The sequence below is a fragment of the Streptomyces sp. NPDC102259 genome, assembly GCF_044766465.1.
Taxonomy (GTDB): Bacteria; Actinomycetota; Actinomycetes; order Streptomycetales; family Streptomycetaceae; genus Streptomyces.
On the sequence record NZ_JBIWMA010000021.1, the window covers coordinates 44,179 to 70,785 of the forward strand.

Genomic DNA, 26,607 nt, shown 5'->3' on the forward strand with positions numbered 1-26,607 from the left:
GGGGCGACGGACCGTCAGATCCGGCTGTAGATCGGTAGGGGCGCGACGTCGACGGCCGGGTCGGCGGGGCCGGTGTCGAGTTCGTTCCAGATGACGGCCAGTTCGAGCCGGGACTTGACCCCTACCTTCTGGAACACCTTGCGCAGATGGAAGGCGACGGTGTGCCGGGACAGGAACAGCTGTTCCGCCGTCTCGCCGTTGGTCAGTCCCTGGGAGACCAGCTTCGCCACGGCGTACTCCGTGTCGGTCAGTCCCCGGACGCCGCTGCACGGCCGGCAGCGTTCACGGGAGCGCGGGCTGGCGTTGATACTCCGTAGCCGGCTCATGACCCGCGACGAGTCGCGCAGCGATCCCATCCGGGTGTAGGCGTGCATCGCGCGCTCGAAGTACCCCGCCGCCTCCGGGGATTCCTCCCGCCCTTCGCAGAGCCGGACGCCGATGTCCTCCAGCACCGAGGCGCGTGCCCAGGGATCGGTGTGGGACTCCGCGGCACGCCGCAGCTTGTCGAGGTCGCCCTCCAGCAGTGCGGCGGCGTGCAGGGCGGCGGCGCCGACCGAGTCGACGTCCGGGTTCTCGGCCGCGAGCCGCTCGGCGAAACGGACTCCCGCACGGGCGGGGCCGTGCTCGCCGACCCGGAGCAGCAGCCGGACCAGCCAGGGCACCGCCGCGGGTTCCGCCACCATCAGGCGGCGGGTGAACGTCTCGGACTCGAGCAGTTCCCGGGCGAGGGCCGCGGCCTTGTCGCGCCCCTTGCCCGCTTCGCTGAGCTGTACGACGGCCCACGCGGACTGTCCGATCGGGAACATCTCCCGGGCGAACACCGCGTCCTCCTCCAGCTTGCCGATGTAGTGCAGGGCGGCGGAGATGTCGCCCCGGCGCAGGGTCGTCGTGGCCAGTACCAGGTTCCCGATCGGGGTCCAGGCGGTCAGGCCGGTCTCGGCCGCGAGCCGCAGGCCTTGTTCGGCGAGCGCGGCCGCGTCCTCGAAGTCACCGGCGGCGAGCGCCACCTTCGCCCCCACGAGCACGGAGCTCGCGACGAGTTGGGGGTCGCCCTGCACCTCCGGCGAGGCGAGGAGCCGGTTCTGCAGGTCCGCCGCCTCTTCCAGGTGGCGGATGCCCACCTGGAACAGCGTCAGCAGCAGACCCGCATAGACGGAACAGCATCTGCCACAGAGGCCGCAGTCCGCCTCGACCGCCTCTTCGGCGAGGGCTATGGCACCCCTGAGGCTGCCGTCCTGCCAGTGCTCGTGAGCCCGGGTCAGGATTTCGGCGGTGACGCAGTCGATCGCGACGCAGGTCAGCAGTGTCGATTCTTCACAGGCATCCGGTTCGCGTGCTTGCCCGACCATGAAACCCCTCAACTCGACGGTCTGTGCGGTGGGGACCGGCGTCCGCTCTCGACGCCGCATCAGGACCGGCCGGACCCCGGTCGGTTCCTTGTGGGAAGACCTGGCGGAGCCACCGGTGAGGTGCTGTGCGCAGCACTCGCAAGCGCGTGCACATGCGCATACTGGGTGTGGTGAATCGATTCGCCCGGCCGGACCGCGTTGCCGCGGCCTGAACTCCGGAGCGGGGCAGCGGGTCGGCAACGTCTCCCCGTACCGCCGAGATCAGGACCGAGCGGCCGCCCGGCCTACGTCACCGGTCCGAGCCGCAGGCCACAGGGGGCGTGACCGCGCACCGCGTGGGGGGCGGGAGCGGCTTCCATGACTTCTCGACGTATCCCCCTCGTACTGGTGTCCGCATCGGTCTGTGCGCCGCCGTCAGGCTATGCCGCGCGCCGCAACCCCAGCATCCCCCAGTCTGACAGTCATACGAATGCCTCCCTGGTCGGGCCTTGACAACGCCACGCAGGCCGCCGGTAGCGTTCCGAAGCCGTTGCCCGCCGCATCACCTCACGCGGTACGGAGGCCTCTGGACATGCCCGGCACACCGCATCCGCCCCCACCCTTCCCGGACACCCCCGGCCCGGACGTCATCGTCGTCGGCCGGGGCCCGGTCGGCGCCGTACTCGCCATCCTGCTGGCCGACCGCGGCCATCGGGTGTGCGTCCTCGAGCGCCGGCCGGAGCCCTATCCGCTGCCCCGCGCGACGAGCTTCGACGGGGAGACCGCGCGTCTGCTCGCGACCACCGGCATCGGCGACGACCTGGCCGCAATCTCCGAGCCGGCGACCGGCTACCAGTGGCGCAGCGGGAGCGACCGGACCCTGCTCGACATCGCGTTCAGCCGTGTCGGCCGGTACGGCTGGCCGGACGCCAACACGATGCACCAGCCGACGCTCGAAGAGCTGCTCGCGAAACGGCTGGCGACGCTCCCGGGCGTCGAGACGCACCTGGGCCACCGCGTGGTGGACATCGCCCAGACGCCCTCGGGCGTCACGGCGACCGCGGTCACCGAGGACGGCGCGACCCGCACGTTCACCGCTCGGCACCTGGTGGGCTGCGACGGCGCCAACAGCTTCGTGCGCGAGCACATCGGCGTGTCCGTCACCGACCTCGGCTTCTCCTACGAGTGGCTGCTCTGCGACGTCCGGCTCGACCCGCCCCGCGAGTTCGTCCCGACGAACGTGCAACTGTGCGACCCGGCACGCCCCACGACGGTGGTCGGCAGCGGGCCGGGGCGCCGCCGCTGGGAGTTCATGCGCCTGCCGGGCGAGAGCGCCGCGGAGCTGGACACCACCGAGGCCGCCTGGCGCCTGCTCGCCCCGCACGGGGTCACCCCGGCCACGGCCACGCTGCTGCGCAACGCCACGTACCGGTTCCGCGCCCTGTGGGCCGACCAGTGGCGTTCGGGCCGCGTCTTCCTCGCCGGGGACGCCGCTCACCTGATGCCTCCGTTCGCCGGACAGGGCATGTGCGCCGGCATCCGGGACGTCGTCAACCTCGCCTGGAAGCTCGACCTGGTGCTGACGGGCCGGGCGCCGGACCACCTGCTCGACACCTACACGCTCGAACGCCGCCCCCAGGCCAAGGCGTCGATCACCGCGTCGGTCAAGCTGGGCCGGGTGATCTGTGTGACCGACCCGGCGGCGGCGGCCGACCGGGACGCGGCGATCCTGGCCAACGGCGGTGGCCGCCGGCGACAAGGCCCGCCCGCCGCCGAGCCGTTGACGAAGGGGCTGCTGCGGCCGCCCGGGGACGGGTGCGGTGGCGCGGGCGAGGTCCTGATCGCCGGCACGCTGGAGGCCGACGGCGTGCGGGGCCGCTTCGATCAGCTCATCGGCACCGGCTTCGTCCTGCTCACCACGGAGGATCCGGCCGAGCTGAGCGACGACCACGGGACGTTCCTGGCCGGTCTCGGGACACGCGTGGTACGTCTGGCGCCGCCCGGCTCACCGGCCGGGCCGGGCGAGGTCCGCGACGTCGACGGCGTCTACCACGCCTGTCTCGAACGACTCGGCGCGGCGAGCATCCTGGTCCGGCCCGACTACCACGTGTTCGGCACCGCCGGGCCGGGCGGCGCCACCGCTCTCGTCGACGCACTGCGCGCACAGTTGCGGGGCGCCCCGGTCGCGCGCGTCCACTGACCGGGCCGGCCGGGAGAGGGCGGACGGGGTGCCACGACCAGGAACCGTGACGCCCGTCTTCACGGCCCGGTCACCTCACGTCGCCGCACCACGCACGCCGAACGCCCGGCTCGGGTCCACCGGCCGGGCGTCGTGCGGGTCGGGCGTCGCGCGGGTCGGGCGTCGTGCGGGTCGGTCGTCGAGCGGGTCGGACGACGGGCCACCGGCGCACGGGCAGCCTCCGCACGGGCCACCGGCGCACGGGCTACCAGCGCACGGGCAGCCTCCGCACGCTCAGCACCGGCGTACGGGCCCGCAGCGGGACATCCTCCAGCGGCTCGTCCAGGGCCAGTTCCGGCAGCCCCTGCACGAGCGTCTCCAGCGCGACGCCGAGCACGGCGCGCCCCAGGCGCTGACCGACGCACGCGTGGGCGCCGTAGCCGAACGCGATGTGGCCGGAGGCGTCCTCCCGGCCGAGGTCCAGCTGCGCGGGACAGCCGAACTGGGCCGGGTCGCGGTTCGCCGCCGGCAGCGAGACGGTCACCGTGTCTCCCTCACGGACCAGTTCGCCGTGCAGGAGCGTGTCCTTCAGCGCCGTGCGGAAGATCTGGTACTGGTTCACGGTGGTGTGGCGCAGCAGTTCCTCCACCGCCGACTCGGTGCCCCGGCCCGATTCCGCCGCGGCGCGGAAGGCCGCGAACGGCTCGCCGTGGTGGAGCAGCGCGAGTGCCGCGGCCGCCACGGCTCCCTCACAGGTGGCGAAACCGGCGACGAAGACCACCAGCAGCATGTTGGTGATCTCACGGTCGGAGAGCCCCTCGACCGCCGTCAACCGTCCCAGGAGGTCGTCGCCGGGCGAGGTCCGGGCCCGCTCGACCAGGTCACGGGTGAGGAAGAACGCCCGCTTCTCGGCGGCGAACTCGTCCTCCAGCGGCACGTCGTCGTCATTGGCGGTGTCCGCCAGCGCGGCCAGCGTGGGGGTGTCCTCGTAGGGGACGCCGACGACCTCGGAGAGCACCCTCAGCACCAGCGGCCGGATGTAGCCGGGCAACAGGTCGGCGGGCGAGCCCTGGGCGCGCAGGGAGTCCAGTTGCCCGGCCGCGATCTCCTTGATGCGCGGGGCGAGTTCGGCCATGCGGCGCGTGCCGAACTCGGTGGTGAGCATGCCGCGGTAGCGCGTGTGCTCGGGCGGGTCCATGTGGATGAACATGCCCGGGATGATCGGCATGGAGGGGAACGGCTCACCCTTCTTCAGCATCGGGAAGTGCGCCGTATGGAAGTTGTGGCTGAACGCGGGACTGCTCAGCACCTCCTTGGCCACCTCGAGCCCGGTGGCCAGCCAGCCGACGTGCCCGTCCGGATAGAGCATGCGGGACAACGGCGCCGCCTCGGTCAGGATCGTCGGCGGGGCGAAGTGGTCGGTCCGGTCCACGAGTTGCTGGTAGGTGATGGGCGCTGCCATACGACATCCTCCTCAGGCCGGGCAGAACCGGCGGACCGAAGCGACGTTAGTGATCCCCGGCCGTCCCGCCATCCCTCACCTTGACGGGCATCGCGGGAAGCGCTGTGCCGCCGGAACCGCGGCGGTTAGCCTCGCGGCCGTGGGACGGCTTCCGGTTCCACAGCGGCTCCCTGTCGAAGGAGTGCCAGTGAAGGCGATCGTCTATGCGTCGGTGGGAAACCGGGATGTCCTCGAACTGGTCGACCGGCCGGTGCCGGAGCCGGGTCCCGGCGAGGTCCGGGTCCGGGTGGCGATCTCGGGGGTGAACGCCACCGACTGGAAGTGCCGCAGGTTCGGTCACGTCGAAGGACGCCTGATGTACCCCGAGGTGACCCCCCATCACGACGGCAGCGGCGTGGTCGAGGCCGTCGGCCCCGGCGTCGCCGCGCAGCGCGTGGGAGAACGGGTGTGGATGTGGGAGTCGGCGTGGCGGCGGCCGCAGGGCACCGCCGCCGAGTTCGTGGTGCTGCCGTCCCGCCAGGCGGTGCGACTGCCGCCGGGCGCCTCGCTGGAGCTGGGCGCGAGCCTCGGGCTGCCCGCGCTGGCGGCGCACCGGTGTCTGACCTCGGCGCGGCCCGCGCCGGCCCGGCTCGGGCCGGACACGCTGGCCGGGCACACCGTGCTGGTGGCGGGCGGCACGGGCGCCGTCGGCCACGCGGCGGTCCAGCTCGCGCTGTGGAGCGGTGCGACGGTGATCGCGACGGTCGGCACCCCGGAGAAGGAGAAGCTGGCGCGCGCCGCGGGCGCCGGGCATGTGGTGCGCCACCGGTCGGACAGCGCCGCGGCGGACATCCGCGCGATCGCGCCCGCGGGGGTGAGCCTGATCACCGAGGTGGCTCCGTCCGCGAACCTCGATCTCGATCTGGAGGTGCTCGCCCCGGGCGGCACCGTCGCCGTCTACGGGACGGAGGGCGACGGCGAGGTCCGGCTGCCCACCCGGCTGCTGGTGGGCCGGAACCTGCGCTACCAGTTCGTGCTGGCGCTGACGCTGTCGCCCGAGGAGAAGGACGCCGCCGTGGCGGACGTCGCCGCGGCGGTCGCGGACGGAGCCCTGACCGTGGGCGAGGAGGCGGGGCTGCCGCTGCACCGCTACCCGCTCGACCGCACCGGCGACGCCCACGACGCGGTCGAGAGCGGGGTGACCGGCAAGGTGCTGATCGATCTCGGCTGAGGGACGACCCTCGGCCCCCACGACCCTCGGCGCCCTCGACCCTCGGCGCCCGGACGGATGCCGGCCGGCGGCCCGACGGCCCGTCAGCTGTCCGGGCGCAGCCACCGGTCGACGCGCGACCGCAGCTCCGCCGGGAAGACCTCCTTCGGCAGCAGGCCGTGCACGCCCTTCGGCGGTCCGTCGAGGCCGACGTGCGGGGCGCCGCGCTGATCGGCGTACTGCGTGACGCGGAAGCTCGCCGAGATGCTGCACAGCGCGTACGCCTCGGCGGCGCCGACGCCGGTCGCGAGGCCGACCCAGGCGATCATGCCGCGGAGGCAGTCGATCAGGGCGTCGTCGAGGTTGTCGGCGAAGCCGAAGCCGATCCAGTGGGTGTCGGTCTCGGCCAGCGGTCGGGTCAGTCCGACGCCCCGGTGCAGGTCGTAACGCATCCGCAGTTCCTCCGCAGTGGACTTGATCGCCGTCTGGTCCACGAGGCCGTCCCCCTGCAGGGCGTGTACGTCGCCCACCCAGATCCGGCCACCGGGTTTGGCCACCGGCAGGAACAGCGACGAGCCGACGGTGAGTTCGCGCAGGGACAGGTTGCCGCCGTAGGCGCCGGCCGGCAGGGCGCTGACCGGGTCGTCGCCGGCCGGCTCGACCGCGACGATGCCGAGGAACGGCGCCAGGGCGAACGAGATCCCGTGCACGTAGTCGGCGCGGGTCCGGGTCTCGTCGAAGCGGAAGTAGTGCGTGTACGGCTCGTCGAAGTCGCGCGGGAGCGCGCCGGCGCCGGTCGGGAAGACGTTGCACCCCCAGTCCGCGAGCCGCAGCCGCACCAGCCGGCATTCGATCACGTCTCCGGGCCGGGAACCGGCCATTTCCACCGGACCGATCAGCTGGAAGGGGCAGCCCGGATACTCTTCCCGCAGGCGTGCACGCTCGGCGAACGACATGCCGAATTTCATCTCGTTCTGCCAATTCGTCCAAGTATTCGGGTAGTCGACCTCGTCCCCGGATTCGATCGTGGCGGCGGGCGGAGCCTTCGGATCAAGGATTCCAGAACGCACCTTTTTGTGCGTGGATTCCACCGTATACGTCGTCATGCCGACTGAAGGTAGACAGCGAACTGCCGTGCCAGCAAGGCCTCGTGGGCCATGGAGCCGAGAACTACCAACCTGACGGATGGCCCGCGAGGGGCGCCGGACCGACCCTGTAAACAGCTCACCAATAAGGCTAAAAAAGATCCATGACCGGACAGGTCGACTGTTATGGTGAGGCGATTTGAAAAACACAACAGGGAGTTTTTTCGTTGCGTATTCTCGCCATTTCCGGGTCACTGCGTCAGGACTCGTTCAACACGCGTCTGCTGCGTGCACTGCCCCCGCTGGCACCCGAGGGAATGGATATCGAACTCTTCGACGGCCTGGGTGAGGTACCCCTCTACGACCAGGACCTCGACGTCGTGGACTGCCCGAAGCCGGTACACCGGCTGCGCACGGCGATCGCCGAGGCGGACGGCCTGATCATCGCGAGTCCGGAGTACAACGGCTCCATTCCGGGAGTGCTCAAGAACGCCATCGACTGGGCCTCCCGTCCGATGGCCAGGTCCGCTCTGCTGGCCAAATGCGTCGTCACCATGGTGGCCACGCCCGGCCCCGGTCTCGGCCGCAACGCCCTCAGCGATCTGGGGCGCGTGCTGCGCGACTGCCACGCGTTCGTGATCAGCGGCCCGTGGGTGCACCTCACCGAGGCCCCGGCGAAGATGGAGGACGTCGTGGCCGAGGGCGGTGAGGTCACGACCGTCCTCACCGACCCGAGGACCCGCCGGCTCGTGGACATCCAGCTCACCTCCCTCCAGCAGGCCGTCAAGGAGGAGGCCGGACGGCACGCGGTCGCCCCGTTGCTGTCGTTCCTCCAGCCCCGGCAGTGAGCGGCCCTTACGGCTGACCGCCGTATCCGTCCGAAGGGGGCTCCCCGTGCACCGGGAGCCCCCTTCGGTGTGCTCAGGCCCGCGCGGCCTCGCGCAGCGGTCCCGCTCCGCGGGCGGTCGGCGCGGCGTCCGCTCCAGGACCCGCGCCACGACGTCCTGGGCGACCTGGACGACCCGCTCCGCTCCCGCCGGGCCGTCCAGGTCGCGCGGCTCGTGCGGCTCGTGCGCGGCGCCGACGCCGTCTCAGCCGGAGGCGCCCAGAACCCGCTGCACCAGGCTGCCGACGTCCATCGCGTCGATGTCGTCCTCCCCGTCGTCGTCCCGGGCCGCCGCGACCGCCTCGGCCCGCTCGCCCCCGCCGTCCTCGGCGAGGGCGAGCAGCGTCTCCAGCACCCCCGCCTCCTGGAACCGCTCCAGCGCGACGGTGGCCAGCACGCGCCTGAGGTCCTCGTCCCGGACGCCGAGGTCGTCCCCGGGATCGCGCAGCAGTTCCTCCCGCAGGTAGCGGACGAGCGCCTCCGGGGTCGGATAGTCGAAGACCAGCGTGGACGGGAGCTTGAGCCCGGTGGCGGTGTGCAGGCCGTTGCGGAAGTTGACCGCGGCCAGCGAGTCGAATCCGACCTCCTGGAATGCCTGGGCGGGGCCGATGGCGTCGGCGCCGCTGTGCCCGAGGACCGCCGCCGCCTGGCCGCGCACGAGCCGCAGCAGAATGCGGTCCTGTTCGGCCTCCGCGACCGCGCGCAAGGAGTCCAGCAGGGAGGAGGTGGCCTCGCCGCCGTCGTCGGCCGCCGCCGCCCGCAGCACGTCCGCCGCTTCCGGCAGATCCGCGAACAGCGGGCTGGGCCGGACGGAGGTGAACGCCGGGACGAAGGCGGCCCAGTCCATGTCGGCGACCGTGACGGCCTTCTCACCCGCCTCCACCACCTGCGCCAACGCGGTGACCGCCTGCCTCGGGTCGATCGGCAGGACACCGCGGCGCCGCAACTGCGCCAGGGTCGCCTCGTCCATGCCCACTCCGGTCTCGTCCAGCGCGCCCCAGGCGATCGAGGTCGCCGCGAGGCCCTGCCCCTGGCGCCACTCGACGAGTGCGTCGAGCACCGCGTTGGCCGCGCCGGACGGGCTCTGGCCGCCGCCGCCCCAGACACCGGCGATCGAGGAGAACACCACGAACGCGTCGAGCGGTGTGCCGGCGTACCGCTCGGCCAGCCAGACCGCCGGTTCCACCTTGGTCCCGAAGACCGCCGCGAGGTCCGCCGCTCCGGTGTCGTCGAGAAGGCTGGTCTGCGTGATGTCGGCGGCGTGCACCACGGCGGTGAGCGGCCGCTGCGGATCGGCGGACAGCAGCTCGGCGAGCCGCTCCGTGTCCCCCAGGGCGCAGTACTCCAGCCCGGTTCCCCACTCGCCGAGTTCGGCGCGCAGACGGTCCACGCGGTCCTCGGGCGCACCGGCGGTCGTGGTGACGACCAGCCTGGCCGCCCCGGCCCGCGCCAGCCACAGCGAGGCGTGCCGGCCGAGCCCTTCCGCGCCGCCGGTGACCAGCACCGTGCCGCGCGGCCGCCAGCCGCCGTCGGCGGACCCGGGCACGGGCTTGCGGACGAGCCGGCGGACGTAGACGCCGGAACGCCGGATCGCCAGCTGGTCCTCGCCCGAGGTGCCGCTGAGCACGCCCAGCAGGTGCTGCGCCGTCCGCGGCCCGATGATCGCCGGCAGGTCGATCAGACCGCCCCACCGGTCGGGGCGTTCCAGCCCGACGACTCGGCCGAGTCCCCACAACGCCGCCTGGGCGGGCGCGTCGAGGGCGTCGCGGATGCCGATGTTCACCGCGCCCCGGGTCGCGCACCACAGGGGCGCGGTGACGCCCGCGTCACCGAGCGCCTGGACGAGCGTGAGGACCGACGCCGTGAGTGCGGTCGGGTCCTGCGGGCCGGTGCCCGGACGCTGACAGAGGGCTTGCAGGGACAGCACACCGGACACCTCGCAGTCGGCGAGGACGCGGGTGAGCCGCTCGGCGAGCGCGGACCGGTCCGTGTCCCCGGCCGTCAACAGCAGGTGGTCGAACCCGAGCCCGGTCATCGCCGTCAGCAGCTCGTCGGGCCGTGCGCCGTCCGGTACGACGACGAGCCACCGGCCGCCGGGAACGCCCACGGACTCCCGCTCCAACGGCTTCCAGGTGACGGTGTAGCGCAGCTTCGCCGCGGTCGAGCGCTCACGCCGGCCCCTGCGCCAGTCGGTGAGGACGGGCACCAGCGTGCTCAGCGCCTCACGCTGGTCGGTGGAGAGAGCCAGCAGCTCGCCGAGCGAGCCGATGTCCGTGTCTTCGACCGCCGTCCAGAAGTCGTCGTCCGTGCCCCCGGCCGCCCCGGCGTCGTGGTCGGATGCCGTGCCTTCGCCCAGCCAGTAGTGCCGACGCTCGAAGGCGTACGTCGGCAGGTCGTGCGCGGGGGTGACGCCGGTCGGCAGGACCGCTGCCCAGTCGACCGCCACACCGCCGGTGAAGAGCTGGGCGGCCGAGGCCAGCAGACGCCCGAGGCCGCCGTCATCGCGCCTGAGGGTGCCGCAGACGATCGGACGGGACGGCCCGGCCACGCTGTCGTCCGCCAGGTCGGTGACCGGCTGGACCAGCACCGGGTGGGCGCTGACCTCGACGAAGACGCCGTGCCGCAGCCGCAGCAGCTCCGCGACGACCGGCCCGAACCCGACCGGTCGACGCAGGTTGCGATACCAGTAGGCGCCGTCCAGGACCGAGTCCTCGGTGACCTGTTCGCCGGTCACCGTGGAGTGGAACGGCACCCGCGGCGCGCTCGCCTCGACGTCCGCGAGCGCCTGCGCCAGCACCTCCTCCAGATCTTCGACGTGCCGGGTGTGCGAGGCGTAGTCCACCGGCACCCGCCGGACCCGGACCCCCTGCGCGGACAGCGCGTCGAGGGCCTCGCCGAGTGCCTCCGTGTCCCCCGCGACCACGGCCGACGCGGGGCCGTTCACGGCGGCGACCTCCACCCGCCCGTCCCAGGGCAGCAGGCGGCGGCGCGCCTCTTCCGCGTCGAGAGCAACCGACGCCATCCCGCCGCGCCCGGACAGGGTGGCCGCGATGGCCCGGCTGCGGACCGCGACGATCCGGGCGGCGGTCTCCAGCGACAGCGCCCCGGCCACGCAGGCCGCCGCGATCTCGCCCTGCGAATGTCCCACGACGGCGTCGGGCAGCACGCCGACCGCGGCCCACACCGCCGCCAGGCCGACCATCATCGCGAAGCTCGCCGGCTGGACGACGTCGACGCGCTCCAGCATCTCGGCGTCGGCGTCGCCGCGCAGGACGTCGATCAGGGACCAGTCGATCCAGGGGTCGAGGGCGCGGGCGCACTCCGCGATCCGCTGCGCGAACACCGGCGAGGCGTCCAGCAGGTCCCGCCCCATGCCGGCCCATTGGGACCCCTGGCCCGGGAAGACCAGGACGACCTTGCCCGGGGGGACCGCGGCGCTGCCGGTGACCGTGTGCGGCGCGCTCTCGCCCCGGGCCAGGGCCTCCAGACCGGCCAGGGTCTCCGCGCGCGTCCCGGCCACGACGACGGCCCGCTCGGTGAGCGTCGCCCGCGCGGTCACCAGGGCCGAGGCGACCGCGGGGAGCGACGGACCGGCCGGGTCCCCCAGGAACGCGGCCGTCCGGGCGGCCTGCGCGGCCAGTGAGCGGGGCGTCCGGGCCGACAGCACCAGCGGGAGCACGGGGGGCGGGGTGTCCGGGCCGGCCGGGGGCGCGAGGGCGGCGGGCCGGGCCTCCTCGGGGGCCGGGTCGGCCTCCTCGAGGATCAGGTGCGCGTTCGTGCCGCTCGCCCCGAAGGCGGAGACGGCGGCGCGACGCGGCCGGTCGCCGCGCGGCCACTCCTGCGCCTCGGTGAGGAGCCGCACCGCACCGGACGACCAGTCCACCTGCCGGGTGGGCTCTTCGACGTGCAGCGTGCGCGGCAGTACGCCGTGGCGCAGCGCCTGCACCATCTTGATCACGCCGGCGACCCCCGCCGCGGCCTGGGTGTGCCCGATGTTCGACTTCAGCGAGCCCAGCCACAACGGCTCCTCGCGCTCCTGCCCGTACGTCGCCAACAGCGCCTGGGCCTCGATCGGATCACCGAGCACGGTGCCCGTCCCATGAGCCTCCACCACGTCCACGTCCGCCGGCCCCAGACCCGACGCGGCCAGCGCCTGCCGGATGACCCGCTGCTGCGAGGGACCGTTCGGCGCCGTCAACCCGTTCGAGGCACCGTCGGAGTTCACCGCGCTGCCACGCATCACGGCGAGGACGCGGTGGCCCTTCTCCTGGGCGACGGACAGCCGTTCCAGGACGACCACGCCCACGCCCTCGGACCAGCCGGTGCCGTCGGCCGTGGACGAGAAGGCCTTGCACCTGCCGTCCGCGGACAGCCCCCGCTGCCGGGAGAACTCCAGGAAGGCGTCCGGGCTCGCCATCACGGTCGCGCCGCCGGCGAGCGCCAGGGAGCATTCGCCCTGCCGCAGGGCCTGCGCGGCCAGATGGATCGCCACGAGCGACGAGGAACAGGCGGTGTCGACGGTGACGGCCGGGCCCTCGAATCCGAACACATAGGAGATCCGGCCCGAGGCCACGCTGGAGGAGGTGCCGGTCATCACGTAGCCCTGGGCTTCTTCGGGCACGCTGCGCAGGCGGGTGACGTAGTCGTGGTGGACGATCCCGGTGAAGACGCCGACGTCCCGGCCACCGGCCGAGAGCGGGTCGATGCCCGCGTGCTCCAGCGCCTCCCAGGAGGTCTCCAGCAGCAGCCGCTGCTGCGGGTCCATGGCCAGGGCCTCGCGCGGGGAGATCCCGAACAGCCCGGCGTCGAACTGCGCGGCGTCGTGCAGGAATCCGCCGGCGCGCGTATAGCTGGTCCCGGGGTGGGCCGGGTCGGGGTGATAGAGCCCTTCGAGATCCCAGTCGCGGTCGATCGGGAACCCGGAGACGGCGTCGCGTCCGTCGGCGACCAGTCGCCACAGCTCCTCGGGGCTGTTCACGTCGCCGGGCAGCCGCGTGCTCATTCCGACGATCGCGATCGGCTCGTTCGCGTACGACGGTACGGCGACGGCGACCGAGGGCTTCTCCCCCGACAGATACGCGGCCAACGCCGCCGGGGTCGGGTGGTCGAACACCGCGGTCGCGGGGACCTGTACGCCGGTGAGGTCGTGGAGCCGGCGGCTGAGGCGGACCCCGGTGAGGGAGTCGAAGCCGAGGCTCTTGAACGGCTGGTCCTCGTCGAACGCCTCGTCGCCGCGGTAGCCGAGGACGACGGCGGTGCTCTCCCGGATCAGCTCCAGGAACGTCCGGCGCCGGTCCGCGTCGGAACGGCCGACGGCGGTCACCACGTCACCGGCGGGCTCGGCCTCCGGCAGCGCCCGCGCCGCGCCGCTCTCGCCCGGCGCGGGCTCGTCGAGCCAGTAGCGCCGGTGCTGGAAGGCGTAGGTGGGCAGCTCGGCGGCGAGCGTGCCGGTGGCCGGGACGCCGAGGACCGCCGGCCAGTCGACGGCCACGCCCCGCGTGTGCAGCCCGGCCAGCGCGGTCAGTACGTCCGGCGTCGCGCCGTTCTCGCGCAGGGTCGGGAAGCAGCCCTCGGCCGGCACGTCGGGCGATTCCAGGGCCATGGCGACCAGGGCGCCGCCCGGGCCGACTTCGGCGAAGGTGACCGCGCCCTGCGCGCACAGAGCGGTGACGGCGTCGGCGAACCGCACGGGGGCCTCGACCTGTTCGACCCAGTGCTCCGGGGTGGCCAGCCGGCCGTCCGTGACGAGGGCCCCGGTCACGGTGGACACGACCGGCAGCTCGCCCGGCCGGTACGTCAGCCGTTCGGCGACGGCACGGAACTCCTCGCGTATCGGCGCCATCAGCGGCGAGTGGAAGGCGTGGCTGACCGGGAGCCGGCGGGTCTTGCGCCCGCGTGCGGCCAGCTCACGGACGACGGCGAGCACGGCGTCCTCCTCGCCGGACAGCACCAGCGAGCCGGGACTGTTGACGGCCGCGACGGCCACGACGGCCGGTGTGCCCGGGGCGCGCGCCAGCAGATCGGCCGCCTCGGCCTCGGTGGCCTGGACGGCGGCCATGGCGCCGCCCTGGGGCAGCCCCTGCATGAGCCTGCCGCGCGCCGCCACCAGTTCACCTGCCTCGGCCAGGCCGAGCACGCCGCTCACGTGGGCCGCGGTGATCTCCCCGATGGAGTGGCCGGCCACGAGATCGGGGTGCACGCCCCAGGAGGCGAAGAGACGGAACAGCGCGGTCTCCAGCGCGAACACGCACGCCTGGGTGTACATGGTCCGGTCGAGCAGCTCGCTCTCGGCGGAGCCGGGCTCGCCGAACGCCACCTCGGCGAGAGGCCGTACGCCGTGATCGCCCAGATGGCGTTCCACGGCCGCGCAGGCGTCGGTGAACGCCTCGGCGAACACCGGGAACGTCTCGGCCAGGGCCCGGCCCATGCCTGCCCACTGGCTGCCCTGGCCGGTGAAGAGGAAGGCCAGCTTGCCGTCGGCCGGGCCGCCCATGACGTCGGCGGCGGAGCCGTCCGCCAGCGCGCGCAGCCCGACGAGCAGCTGGTCCCGGTCGCGGGCCAGCAGCACGGCACGGCAGTCGAGTTGGGCGCGGCCGGTGGCGAGCGCCAGGGCGGTGTCCGTGAGGGACGCCTCCGGGCGGCCGGCCAGGAAGTCGGCGAGCAGGGCCGCCTGACCGCGCAGCGCGACAGGGCTGCGCGCCGACAACGGCACAGGAACCGGCACCGACACCGGCGCCCGGGCGGGATCCGGCGCTCCGGCCGTGCGGCCCGGCTCGGCGCCGGACGCCGCGGACACGGGGCCCGGACCGGACGCGGACGCCTCCGGTCCCGGGGCCTCTTCGAGGATGACGTGGGCGTTGGTGCCGCCGATGCCGAAGGACGACACACCGGCCCGGCGCGGGCGTCCGGTCTCCGGCCAGTCACGGCCCTCCGTCAGCAGCCGGACGTTGCCCGCCGCCCAGTCGACATGGGTCGAGGGACGGTCGACGTGCAGCGTGCGCGGCAGTACGCCGTGGCGCAGCGCCTGCACCATCTTGATCACACCGGCGACCCCCGCCGCGGCCTGGGTGTGCCCGATGTTCGACTTCACCGAGCCCAGCCACAACGGCTCCTCGCGCTCCTGCCCGTACGTCGCCAGCAGCGCCTGGGCCTCGATCGGATCACCGAGCACGGTGCCCGTCCCATGAGCCTCCACCACGTCCACGTCCGCCGGCCCCAGACCCGACGCGGCCAGCGCCTGCCGGATGACCCGCTGCTGCGAGGGACCGTTCGGCGCCGTCAACCCGTTCGAGGCACCGTCGGAGTTCACCGCGCTGCCGCGAATCACGGCGAGGACCGGATGCCCGCGTCGCCGGGCCTCGGAGAGGGGTTCGAGGAGCAGGAGTCCGGCGCCCTCGGACCAGCCGGTGCCGTCGGCGGCGTCGGCGAACGCCTTGCAGCGCCCGTCGGATGCGAGGCCGCGCTGCCGGGAGAACTCCACGAAGGTCTCGACGTCGCCCATCACCATCACGCCGCCGACGAGTGCCATGGAGCACTCGCCGAGCCGCATCGCCTGGGTCGCCAGGTGCAGCGCCACCAGTGAGGAGGAGCACGCGGTGTCCACGGTGAGGGCGGGGCCGACAAGGCCGAGGTGGTAGGCGATCCGGCCGGAGAGGACACCGCCGGAGCTGCCGGTCAGGCGGAACCCCTCGGCCTCGGCGGCCCGGTGCAGCCGTATCGACCAGTCGTGGCTGTTGATGCCCGCGAACACCCCGACGTCCTGGCCGGCCAGACCGGTGGGGTCGATGCCGGCCCGCTCGAACGTCTCCCACGCCGTTTCGAGGAGCAGCCGCTGCTGCGGGTCCATCGCCAGCGCCTCGTTCGGCGAGATGCCGAAGAAGGCCGCGTCGAACCCGGCGGCGTCGTCGAGGAAGGCGCCGTGGCGGACGTAGGTGGTGCCCGGGTGGTCGGGGTCGGGGTGGAAGAGTCCGTCGGTGTCCCAGCCACGGTCCTCGGGGAAGGGGCCGACCGCGTCGATTCCCTCGGACACCACCCGCCACAGGTCCTCCGGACTGCGCACCCCGGCCGGGAAACGGCACGCCATCGACACGACGGCGATCGGTTCCGCAGCGGGCGGCGTCTCCTGTCGTGCCGGGGCCGCGGGGCTCGCCGGTTCGCCCAGGAGCTGGGCCCGCAGGTGCTCGGCGAGCGCGACGGGCCTCGGGTAGTCGAAGATCATCGCCGGGGACAGGGTGAGGCCGGTCTCCGCGGCCAACCGGTTGCGCAGTTCCAGCGCGGTCAGCGAGTCGAACCCGGCGTCCTTGAACGTCCGGTCGGCGCCGATGGAGCCGGGCCCGGCGTGGCCGAGGACCGCCGCGGCGTGCCGGCGCACCGATGCGAGGAGTGCGGCGGTCTGCTCGGCGGGCGGCAGCCCGGTGAGTCGCCCGGTCAACGTCGGCCGGACGTCCGTGACCACGGCCCGGGCGGCCGGGCGACGCCGCGGGACCAGGCCGCGCAGCAGGGCGGGGACCGGGGCGTCGGCGGCCGCGAGGGCGGCCGGGTCGAGCTTGGCCGCGACACACCGCGGCCCGGCCCCCAGCGCGGCATCGAAGTGGGCCATGCCCTCGGCGTCGGAGAGACCGGCCATGCCGATGGACTCGTTGCGCCGCAGGTCGGCGCGGCCCAGGTGCCGGGTCAGTCCGCTGGACCGGCTCCAGTAGCCCCAGGCGACGGACACCGCGGGCAGCCCGAGGTCGTGCCGGCGCGCGGCCAGCGCGTCCAGCGCGGCGTTGGCGGCGGCGTAGTTGCCCTGCCCCGGGTTGCCGAGCACCCCGGCGGCCGACGAGAAGAGCACGAAGGCGGCGAGGTCCAGATCCCGCGTCAGTTCGTCCAGGTGCAGCGCCGCGTCGACCTTGGGTCGGAACACCGCGTCGAGGCGGCTCGGGGTCAGCTCGGTGAGCACGCCGTCGTCGAGGACCCCGGCGCTGTGCACGATCGCGGTGAGCGGGTGCTCCGCCGGGACCGCGTCGAGAAGTGCGGCCAGTCCGGCGCGGTCGGCCACGTCGACGGCGGTGACCGTGACGTGCGCGCCGAGCGCGGTCAGTTCGGCCGCCAGTTCGCCGGCGCCCTCCGCCGCGGGGCCCCGCCGCCCGGCGAGTACGAGGCGCCGTACGCCGTGCCGGGTGACCAGGTGCCGCGCGGTCAGGGCGCCGAGGGTGCCGGTGCCTCCGGTGATCAGCACCGTGCCCGCCGGGTCCAGCGGGCGGGCGGCTCCGGCGGGGGCCGGGCCGGCCAGCCGGGGCACCTCGGTGCGCCCGCCCCGGATCCGCAGCCAGGGTTCGTCGCCCGTCGCGACGGCGGGCACCCGTGCCCGGCCCGCCGCGTCGGCCTCGACCAGCACGATCCGGCCCGGGTGTTCCGACTGGGCCGAGCGCACCAGACCGCCGACGGCGGCCGCGCCCGGATCGGTGCCGTAGGGGACCACGACGGCGAACCGGGTCTCGTCGGCGCCCGGAGCCGCGACGAACGCCTGGAGCACGGCCAGCGCCGCGGCGACCGCCGCCCGCGGCTCCCCGGGTTCCGCCTCGTACACCAGCAGATCCGCGCCGGTCGCCGCGGTGACGTCGGCCGCCGTCCCGACCTGCCGGACATCGGCCGCGGCCGGTTGCGCGGGGCTCCACTCTCCCCACTGGACGGCGAAGAGATGGTCCGCCGGCCCGCCGCGGTCCTCGGTGACCGGCCCGGCGTCGAGGCGGTCGACGGTCATGACCGGCCGGCCCGCCTCCGTGACGAGTTCCAGGCCCGCCACCCGACGGCGCTCTCCGACCGGCGTCGTGACGCCCGACCGCACACGCAGCGCGGACGCGCCGGAGGCCAGCAGCCGCACCCCGGTCCACCGCGTGACCCGGGTGTCCTCGGGCAGGACCGTGCGGACGGCGGCATCCAGCAACGCGGGATGGATGCCGTAGCGCGGAACGTCGCCCAGCGCGGATTCCGGCAGCGCCGCCTCGCGGGGTGCGCCGAGTCCGGGAAGGTCCGCGACCTCGGAGAAGGGAGCCAGGACGCCGTGCGCGTGCCGTGTCCACGGCCCGTCCGGCGCGCCCGCCTCGGCTCGGGAGTGCACTTCGACGGGCCTGCGCCCGTCCCCGCCTGCCTCGCCGACGACGATCTGGACGACACGGCCGCCGTGGCGCGGCAGGGTCACCGACCGGTCGACGGTCAGCTCGTCGGCGACGGGTGTGCCGGTCTCGTCGCCGAGGCGTACGACCAGTTCCACGAGCGCGGCGTCGGGTACGACCACCGGGTCGCCGGCCGCGGAGAGCCAGGGATGCGGCGCGGCCGACCACCGGGCGGTGGCGACCGCGCCGCCCGGGTGGGGCGTCCGGACCACCGCGCCCAGCAGCGGGTGCCCGGCGTCGGCGAGCCCCAGCGACGCCAGATCGCCTGCGGGCACCCCCCGAAGCCAGTAGTGCCGCCGGTCGAAGGCGTACGTCGGCAGCTCCACCCAGTCCGCTCCCGGAGCGGGCAGCAGGCCGGTCCAGTCCACCGCCACCCCGCGCACGAACAGTTCGGCCATCGAGGCCGCCAGCCGGAGCGGACCGCCGTCGTCCCGGCGAAGCGACCCGGTGACCACCGCGGGCACGGCGGCCTCGTCCAGGATCTCCGTGACCGCCTGCACCAGCACCGGATGGGCGCTGACCTCGACGAACACATCGTGGCCCTGGTCCAGCAGCCGACCGACGACGGGCCCGAACCGGACCTGCCGACGCAGGTTCCGCCACCAGTACTCGCCGTCGAGAACGCCCGCGCCGACGACCGGCTCACCGGTGACGGTCGAGTGGAAGGGCACAGCCGGAGCCTTGGCGTCGAGCCCGCCCAGCGCCTCCTTCAGCGCATCGCGGATGTCCTCCACCTGTTCGCTGTGCGAGGCGTAGTCCACCGCGACCCGGCGCACCCGCACGCCCTCGCCGGCCAGCTCCGCCAGCACCTCGTCGAGTGCGTCGGCCGCACCGGACAGGACGACGGAAGCGCTGCCGTTCACCGCCGCGACCGACAGCCGGCCGCCCCAGGGCCGGATGCGTTCCGCCGCGGCGTCGGCGCTGAGCGCGACCCACGCCATCCCGCCACGGCCGGACAGCCGCGCGGCGATCGCCCGACTGCGCAGCGCGACCACCCGCAGCGCGTCCTCCAGCGACAGGGCGCCGGCCACACAGGCCGCGGCCATCTCACCCTGCGAGTGCCCGACGACCACGTCCGGGCGCACGCCCACCGACTCCCACACCGCCGCCAGCCCGACCATGACGGCGAAACTGGCGGGCTGTACGACGTCCACCCGCCGCAGCAGCTCCGGATCGGCGTCGCCGCGCAGGACGTCGAGCAGCGACCAGTCGGCCCACCGTGCGAGCAGGCGCGCGCAGTCGCCGACCCGCTCGGCGAACACCGGTGAGTGGGCGAGCAGTTCCCGTCCCATGCCGGCCCACTGCGCGCCCTGGCCGGGGAACACCATGACGACACGGCGAGGCGCGTCGGGCGCGTCGGCGGTCCCGCGCACCACGGCGTGGCTGCTCTCCCCCGCGGCCAGCGCCGCCAGCGCGTCCAGTGCCTGCGCCCTGCTGACCGCCAGGACGACGGCCCGCTCCTCCAGGACGGCCCTGCGGGACACGAGCGCCGAGGCCACGTCCGCCCATGAGTCGCCGGAGCCCTCGAGGAGGGACGCCAGTCGCCGGGCCTGGCCGCGCAGCGCGCCCTCGCTGCGGGCGGAGAGCACCAGCGGCACCACGGCGGGCGCCGCCGACGGCTCCTCGCCCGCCGCCGGCTCCGCACGGGGGGCCGGCGCCGGTGCTTCCTCCAGGATCACGTGGGCGTTGGTGCCGCTGAGCCCGAAGCTGGAGACTCCGGCCCGGCGCGGCCGTCCGGTGTCCGGCCAGGGTCGGTTCTCGGTCACCAGGGACACCGCACCCGCCGACCAGTCGACCTTCGTCGTCGGCGCGTCGACATGGCGGGTGGCCGGCAACACCGCGTGCCGCAGCGCCTGCACCGTCTTGATCACACCGGCCGCGCCCGCCGCGGCCTGGGTGTGGCCGATGTTCGACTTCAACGACGCCAGCCACAGCGGAAGTTCCGGGTCGCGCCCCTGGCCGTACGTGGCCAGCAGCGCCCCGGCCTCGATGGGGTCCCCCAGCACCGTTCCCGTGCCGTGACCCTCGACGGCGTCGACGTCGGCGGCGGACAGGCCGGCCGCGGCCAGGGCCCGGTTGATGACCCGCTGCTGGGCGAGACCGTTCGGCGCGGTCAGGCCGTTGGACGCGCCGTCCTGGTTCACCGCCGAGCCGCGCACCACCGCGAGCACGCGGTGTCCGTGGCGGCGGGCGTCGGAGAGGCGTTCCAGCACCAGCACGCCGGCGCCTTCGGCCCAGCCGGTGCCGTCCGCGGCCGAGGCGAACGACTTGCAACGGCCGTCGCTCGCCAGCGCCCGCTGCCGGGAGAACTCGACGAAGGTCCGGGGGGTGGCCATGACCGTGGCGCCGCCGGCCAGCGCCATGGAGCACTCCCCCGTGCGCAGGGCCTGGGCCGCCAGATGGAGGGCCACCAGGGAGGAGGAGCACGCCGTGTCCACGGTGACGGCGGGCCCGGTGAACCCCAGCACGTAGCTGACGCGCCCGGATGCCACGCTGGCCGCCCGGCCCGCGGTGGCGAACGCCTCGACCGCCTCCGGTACGGCGCCGGAGACGGCGTACTCCTGCTCCATCACCCCGGAGAAGACGCCCACGTCGGCGCCCCTCAGGGTCGACGCGTCGATGCCGGCGTGCTCCAGCGCCTCCCACGAGGTCTCCAGCAGCAGTCGTTGCTGGGGATCCATGGCCAGTGCCTCGCGTGGCGAGATCCCGAAGAAGCCGGCGTCGAACTCTCCGGCGTCGGTCAGGAATCCGCCCCGGTCGACGTACGAGGTGCCGAAGCGGCCGGGATCCGCGTCGAACAGGCCTTCGGTGTCCCAGCCGCGGTCGGTGGGGAACGGCGACAGCGCGTCGCGCCCCTCGCAGACCAGACGCCACAGCTCGTCGGGACCGCTGACGCCGCCGGGCAGGCGGCAGGCCATGCCGATGATCACCACCGGGTCGTCCGCGTCGACGGCCGCAACGGCCTCCCTGACCGGCCGGGGGCCGCCGAACACCTCGGCGCGCAGGTGCTCGGCCAGCGACCGCGGGGTCGGGTGGTCGAAGGTGACGGTGGTGGGCAGCCACAGTCCGGTGCGCTCGGTGAGCCGGTTGCGCAGTTCCACCACGGCCACGGAGGTGAGGCCGAGGTCGCGGAACGCACGGTCGGCCGTGGGGGTTCGCGGAGCGGACCCGGGCAGCACGCCCGCGGTCTGCTCCATGACCAGCTGTTCCAGTCGGGCGCGCCGGGCCCGCTCGTCGAGAGGGGCCAGTTCGTCGTGGAGCGCTGCCGTGACGGCCTCGTCGGGACGGCTCTGCGCGGAGACCTCGGGGAACACCGCCCGCAGCGGTGGCGGCACCACGGCGTCGGCGGCCGGTCGACGCACGTGGAGGCAGAGCAGGGACGTACGGCCCCCTCCGAGGAGGGTGTCCACGGCGGACAGCCCGGCGCGGACCCTGCGCGGATCGGCGGCTTCGTCCTGCGGCCAGCCGAGGAAGGACCCACCGTGGCGGCGTGCCAGGGCGTCGGCGAGGACGGCGAAGAGGAGCCGGTCCGAATCATCCGTCCCATCGACCTCGTCCGCCCCACCAATCCCGTCCGGCGTGCCCGTGCCGCCGGTCGCGACCATCGGGTCGGCCGGATCGGCGATCACCAGGAACGTCCGTCGGTGGGACTGTCCGGCCGTGGCGGCGGCCAGGAAGGCTGCCGGGGCCAGGTCGCCGGCCGCGTGGATCACAGCGGCCACCGGAGCGGCCACGTCGTCGATCGCGGCTCGCAGGGACCGCTCGGCGCCGGACGACCACCGCACGTCCGCCCCGGCGACCTCCGGATCGAGTGCGCGCTCCTCGCCCACCAACAGCAGGTGCCGGACCTGATGGACCGCGACCAGATGGCGGACGAGCGCCGCCCCGCGCACCGTGTCGGCGCCGGTCACCACGACGGTGCCCGCCGCGCCGGGCCAGGGCCGCCGCGGTCGATCGGCCACCGGCACCCGCGCCAGCCTCGGCACGTACGGCACACCGGCCCGCAGCGCCGACCACGGCTCGTCCGTCCCGAGCACCGGCGTCAGAACGGCCGGCAGCGGCTCGCTGTCCGCATCCAGATCGACGACGACCAGCCGGTCCGGGTACCGCGTCCGCAGAGCGCGCGCGGCGGCCCGCCGTGCGGCCTGCGCCGGATCCGGCGCACCGTCCTCGGGGCGCACCGGCACCGCGCCGCGGGTGAGGACGAGCAGACGGCCGCGGCCGTGTTCCGGCCGGGCGAGCCAGTCGGCCAGCCGCTCGGCGAACCGCCGGGCGTCGGTGCCGGCCGCCGCCAGGGAATCCCGGCCGGTGTCCTCGGCCGGCAGGACCACGGTCACCTCCGCGGTGCCGTCGGCGTCGGCCAGGTCGGTGTGGTGGGCGGCGCCGCCCGGCCAGGCGGCGGCCAGTGCGGCGGCCCCCGGGCCCACCAGCGCCCAGGACGCGGGAGCGGCTCCGGACCCCGGGGCGGCCGTCCGCACCCAGTCGACCTCGAACAGGTCGTCGTGATGACCGCTCGCGGCGTACCGCAGCACGGCGGGCTGCTCGGCGAGCCTGCGCCGCGTGATCTTGCCGGAGGCGGTACGCGGGATCGCGGCGACCTCGTAGATCTCCTCGGGCACCTTGAAGGCCGCCAGCCGCGCGCGGCAGAGGTCGACCAGCGCCGCGACGTCCAGCTCGTCGGCGGCCGGGACGACGTAGGCGACCGGTACTTCGCCGAGGGTGTCGTGCGGCCGGGCGGTCACCCCGGCGTCGGCCACTCCCGGGGCCGTGCGCAGCACCGTCTCGACCTCCTCCGGGTGGAGGTTCTCGCCGCCCCTGATCACGAGGTCCGACCTGCGGCCGCAGACCGTGAAGTAGCCGTGTTCGTCGCGCCGGGCCAGGTCGCCGGTGCGGTACCAGCCGTCCCTCATCGCCGCGGCGGTCTCCTCGGGCCGGCCGTGGTAGCCGAGCATGACGTTCGGACCACTGACCCAGACCTCGCCCTCGCACCCGGTGGGGACGTCCGTGCCGGTGTCGGGATCGACGAGGCGGACCTGGACCCCGGGTACCGGCAGCCCGCAGGAACCGTCGACCCGCATGCCGTCGGGCGGGTTCATGGTGATCGCCCCGCAGGTCTCCGTGCTGCCGTAGGCGTCCACCAGCGGCGCGCCGAAGCTCTCGCGGAAGGCGCGGCACAGCTCGGGGTCGGCGACCGCGCCGCCGACCAGGCCGATCCGCAGGTCGGGCAGCGAGAACGGCCGGCGGCGGATCGTCTCGACCAGGTAGTGGTACGTGGTGGGAACGCCGGCCAGGAAAGTCGACCGGTGGGCGCGCAGAGCCGCCAGGACGTCCTCGGCGGACGCGCCGTCCAGCAGGTGGGCGCTCGCCCCGACCACGGTCACCGACAGCACGCACGCGATGTGGGAGAGGCTGTGGAACAGCGGCAGGGGCCACAGCACCCGGTCCTCCGGCGAGAGCTCCGGTATCGGAACGTAGCAAGAGGCGACGGACCAGAGGCAGTTGCGCTGGGTGGACAGCACCCCCTTCGGCTCTCCGGTCGTCCCCGAGGTGTAGAACATCCACGCCGGTTCGTCCAGGCCGAGATCGTCCGGCGCGGGCGTGGCGGGCTCGGTGACGGCCAGTTCGTCGAAGGAGCGGGTGCCCTGCGGTGCCGGCGCGGCGCCCGTCACCAGCACCGTGGCGCCGGATGCAGGTGCCGACGGACGGAGGAACTCCGGCGCGTGCACGGCGTCGGTGACGACCACGGCGGCGCCGCTGTCCGCCAGCAGCCAGTCCAGCTCGGCCGCGGTGGAGGCCGGGTTGACCGGCACGCCCACGCCGCCGGCCCGGACCACGGCGAGGTAACTCTCCACCATGGAGACGCAGTTGCGCAGGCAGATCGCCACCCGGTCACCGCGCCGCACGCCGAGTCCGGCCAGGTGGCCGGCCAGCCGACGCGTCCGCTCCTCCAACTGATCGTAGGTGACCGCCCGTCGGCCGTCCGAGAAGGCGACCTTGCCCGCGAAGCGGGCCGCATTCCTCTTGAGGATGACGGGCAGGACGTCGATCAGGTCAGCACGCACGGGTCGCACGTCCTTTCACGGAGCGGCTCGTCCGCCGGCGGCGCGGCGGTGCCGTCGGCCTTCACGAGTTGTCGCGGCGCTCGAAGGAGATGCTCAGGCGCGGCCCTTCGGCTCCATCCTTCTGGAGGCTAGGTCGACCCCCGCCACCGAACATCCCTCAGCCTGGTAGGAGATCGCCGGGGCCCGCACCGCCCGCTACCAGGGCGGGGGATGCGCGCCGGATCCGGCCGTCTCTACGGTGGGCGGCGACGACCAACCCAAGGAGCGGAATGTCCACGCGCGAATCCCCCCTCGCCTCACCGTGGATACGGCGGTACGCGCCCGCGCCCGAGGCGCCGGTCCGGCTGGTGTGTCTGCCGCACGCGGGCGGCTCGGCGACCTTCTACAGCGGCCTGGCCCGCAGGCTGGCCCCGGACGTCGACGTCCTCGCCGTGCAGTACCCCGGACGCCTGGAGCGCCGGGCGGAAGCCCCGATGAAGGCACTGACCGCGCTCGCCGAAGCGCTCGTCGCCGAGCTGACGCCCTGGACCGACCGCGCGTTCGCCCTCTTCGGGCACAGTATGGGCGCGATGGCGGCCTTCGAGACGGCCCGCCGGCTGGAAGCCGTCGGCCGTCCCCCGGTGGCCCTGTTCGTGTCGGGACGCGGGGCGCCGTCCCTGCACAGGCGGGAGTTCGGCCCACAGCTGGACGACGCCCTTCTGCTCCGGCAGATGCGCGGACTGGGCGGCACGGACCCGCGCGTCTTCGCCGACGAGGAGCTGATGCGGCTCGCCCTGCCGGTCATCCGCGCGGACTACCGCATGGTGGAGGACTATCGCTACGTGCCCGGCCCGCCCCTGGGGTGCCCGGTGACCGCGCTCAACGGCCGGACCGACCCCAAGGTCTCCGCCCCGGGCGTCGATGCCTGGCGCCACCACACCACGGCCTCGTTCGACTCTCTCACCTTCCCGGGCGGCCACTTCTATCTGGTGGACCGGCACGAAGAGGTGACGACCGCGCTCACCGACCGTCTGTCGGCGTGCGTCCAGCTAGAACACGACGACAAGCAGAGGTCGGTGTAGAGAGCATGACCGGCGATCGCGCCATAGGAATTCACGATCTGTCATGGGCGACGACCGAGTTCGTCCTGCCGCACACGGCACTCGCCGATCACAACGGCACCGAGATCGGCAAATACCATGTGGGCATCGGGCAGCGGTCGATGAGCGTGCCCGCCGCCGACGAGGACGTCGTGACCATGGGCGCGGCCGCCGCCGCGCCCCTCGTCGCCCGGCACGGCACCGATCGGATCCGGACGGTCGTGTTCGCCACGGAGTCGTCGATCGACCAGGCGAAGTCGGCCGGTGTGTACGTCCATTCGCTGCTCGGGCTGGCATCGGCCACCAGGGTCGTCGAACTGAAGCAAGCCTGCTACGGGGCGACGGCGGCCCTGCAGTTCGCCATCGGCCTCGTGCTGCGTGACCCCGCGCAGCAGGTCCTCGTGGTCGCGAGCGACATCTCCAAGTACGACCTGGACAGCCCGGGTGAGCCGACCCAGGGCGCGGCAGCGGTGGCCATGCTGGTCGGCTCGGATCCGTCGCTGGTCCGCATCGAGGAACCGTCGGGCCTGTTCACCGCCGACGTCATGGACTTCTGGCGGCCCAACTACCGTGACGCCGCGCTGGTCGACGGGCAGGAGTCCATCACCGCATATCTCCAGGCGGTGGAAAGCACCTGGAAGGACTACCAGGGGCAGGGCGGCCGTTCGCTCGACGAGTTCACCGCGTTCTGCTACCACCAGCCGTTCACGAAGATGGCCCACAAGGCCCACCGCCACCTGCTGAACACCTGTGGGTACGACGCCGACGAGGCGCGGCTCTGGCGAGCCGTCGGGCGGACCACGGCCTACAACAGGGTCATCGGCAACAGCTACACCGCGTCGGCGTATCTCGGTCTCGCCGCACTGCTCGACCAGGCGGACGACCTGACCGGCCGGCCCATCGGCTTTCTCAGCTACGGCTCGGGCAGTGTCGCCGAGTTCTTCGCAGGGACCGCCGTCCCCGGCTACCGGGAGCACCTGCGGACCGCGGCGCACCAGGAGGCGATCGACCGGCGTCGGCGGCTCGACTACGCCGCCTACCGCGAGCTGCACGGGCGGTCCTTCCCGGCCGACGGCGGCGACCATCCGACTCCGCCGCAGACCACCGGGCCCTTCCGGCTGGCAGCGCTCCGCGGCCACAAGCGCATCTACGAGAGGCGCTAGAGCCGGGGCGCTCACGG

The 26,607-nt window shown here is 74.0% G+C and carries 9 protein-coding genes; 5 read left to right on the forward strand and 4 right to left on the reverse strand.

What is annotated here, in order from left to right; translation table 11 throughout:
- Positions 1-14 precede the first annotated feature (14 nt).
- Complete coding sequence (locus ACIRPU_RS34430; RefSeq protein ID WP_403874431.1) at positions 15-1,349, reverse strand: LuxR C-terminal-related transcriptional regulator; 1,335 nt, start codon at positions 1,347-1,349, stop codon at positions 15-17.
- 571 nt (positions 1,350-1,920) lie between these two features.
- Here ACIRPU_RS34430 and ACIRPU_RS34435 point away from each other — a divergent pair.
- On the forward strand, positions 1,921-3,528 hold the full coding sequence (locus ACIRPU_RS34435) for a bifunctional 3-(3-hydroxy-phenyl)propionate/3-hydroxycinnamic acid hydroxylase (RefSeq protein ID WP_403874433.1): 1,608 nt from the start codon (positions 1,921-1,923) through the stop codon (positions 3,526-3,528).
- A 244-nt stretch (positions 3,529-3,772) separates the two neighbouring features.
- Here the strand turns inward: ACIRPU_RS34435 and ACIRPU_RS34440 are convergent, their stop codons facing one another.
- On the reverse strand, positions 3,773-4,969 hold the full coding sequence (locus ACIRPU_RS34440; protein WP_403874435.1) for a cytochrome P450: 1,197 nt from the start codon (positions 4,967-4,969) through the stop codon (positions 3,773-3,775).
- Positions 4,970-5,156: 187 nt separating this feature from the next.
- On the opposite strand from ACIRPU_RS34440, the gene ACIRPU_RS34445 reads away from it, so the two are divergent.
- Entirely contained in the window at positions 5,157-6,179 is a 1,023-nt protein-coding gene (locus tag ACIRPU_RS34445; protein WP_403874437.1) for an NADPH:quinone reductase, read from the forward strand.
- An 83-nt stretch (positions 6,180-6,262) separates the two neighbouring features.
- Here ACIRPU_RS34445 and ACIRPU_RS34450 read toward each other — a convergent pair whose 3' ends face one another.
- Positions 6,263-7,264, reverse strand: coding sequence for an acetamidase/formamidase family protein (locus ACIRPU_RS34450; protein ID WP_403874439.1), 1,002 nt, complete (start codon positions 7,262-7,264; stop codon positions 6,263-6,265).
- Positions 7,265-7,470: 206 nt separating this feature from the next.
- On the opposite strand from ACIRPU_RS34450, the gene ACIRPU_RS34455 reads away from it, so the two are divergent.
- Positions 7,471-8,091 (forward strand): NADPH-dependent FMN reductase, encoded by a 621-nt coding sequence (locus ACIRPU_RS34455; protein ID WP_355702900.1) that lies wholly within the window; start codon positions 7,471-7,473, stop codon positions 8,089-8,091.
- A 243-nt stretch (positions 8,092-8,334) separates the two neighbouring features.
- On the opposite strand, the gene ACIRPU_RS34460 is transcribed toward ACIRPU_RS34455, so the two are convergent.
- Complete coding sequence (locus ACIRPU_RS34460) at positions 8,335-24,348, reverse strand: type I polyketide synthase (RefSeq protein ID WP_403874441.1); 16,014 nt, start codon at positions 24,346-24,348, stop codon at positions 8,335-8,337.
- Between the two features lie 269 nt (positions 24,349-24,617).
- Between ACIRPU_RS34460 and ACIRPU_RS34465 the strand changes: the two genes are divergently transcribed.
- Together ACIRPU_RS34465 and ACIRPU_RS34470 are read left to right on the forward strand one after the other, a co-directional pair.
- Entirely contained in the window at positions 24,618-25,409 is a 792-nt protein-coding gene (locus tag ACIRPU_RS34465) for a thioesterase II family protein (protein WP_403874443.1), read from the forward strand.
- A gap of 5 nt (positions 25,410-25,414) precedes the next feature.
- The gene (locus tag ACIRPU_RS34470) at positions 25,415-26,590 is read left to right on the forward strand and encodes a hydroxymethylglutaryl-CoA synthase (protein ID WP_403874445.1); all 1,176 of its coding nucleotides are present in this window, start codon (positions 25,415-25,417) and stop codon (positions 26,588-26,590) included.
- Positions 26,591-26,607: the final 17 nt, after the last annotated feature.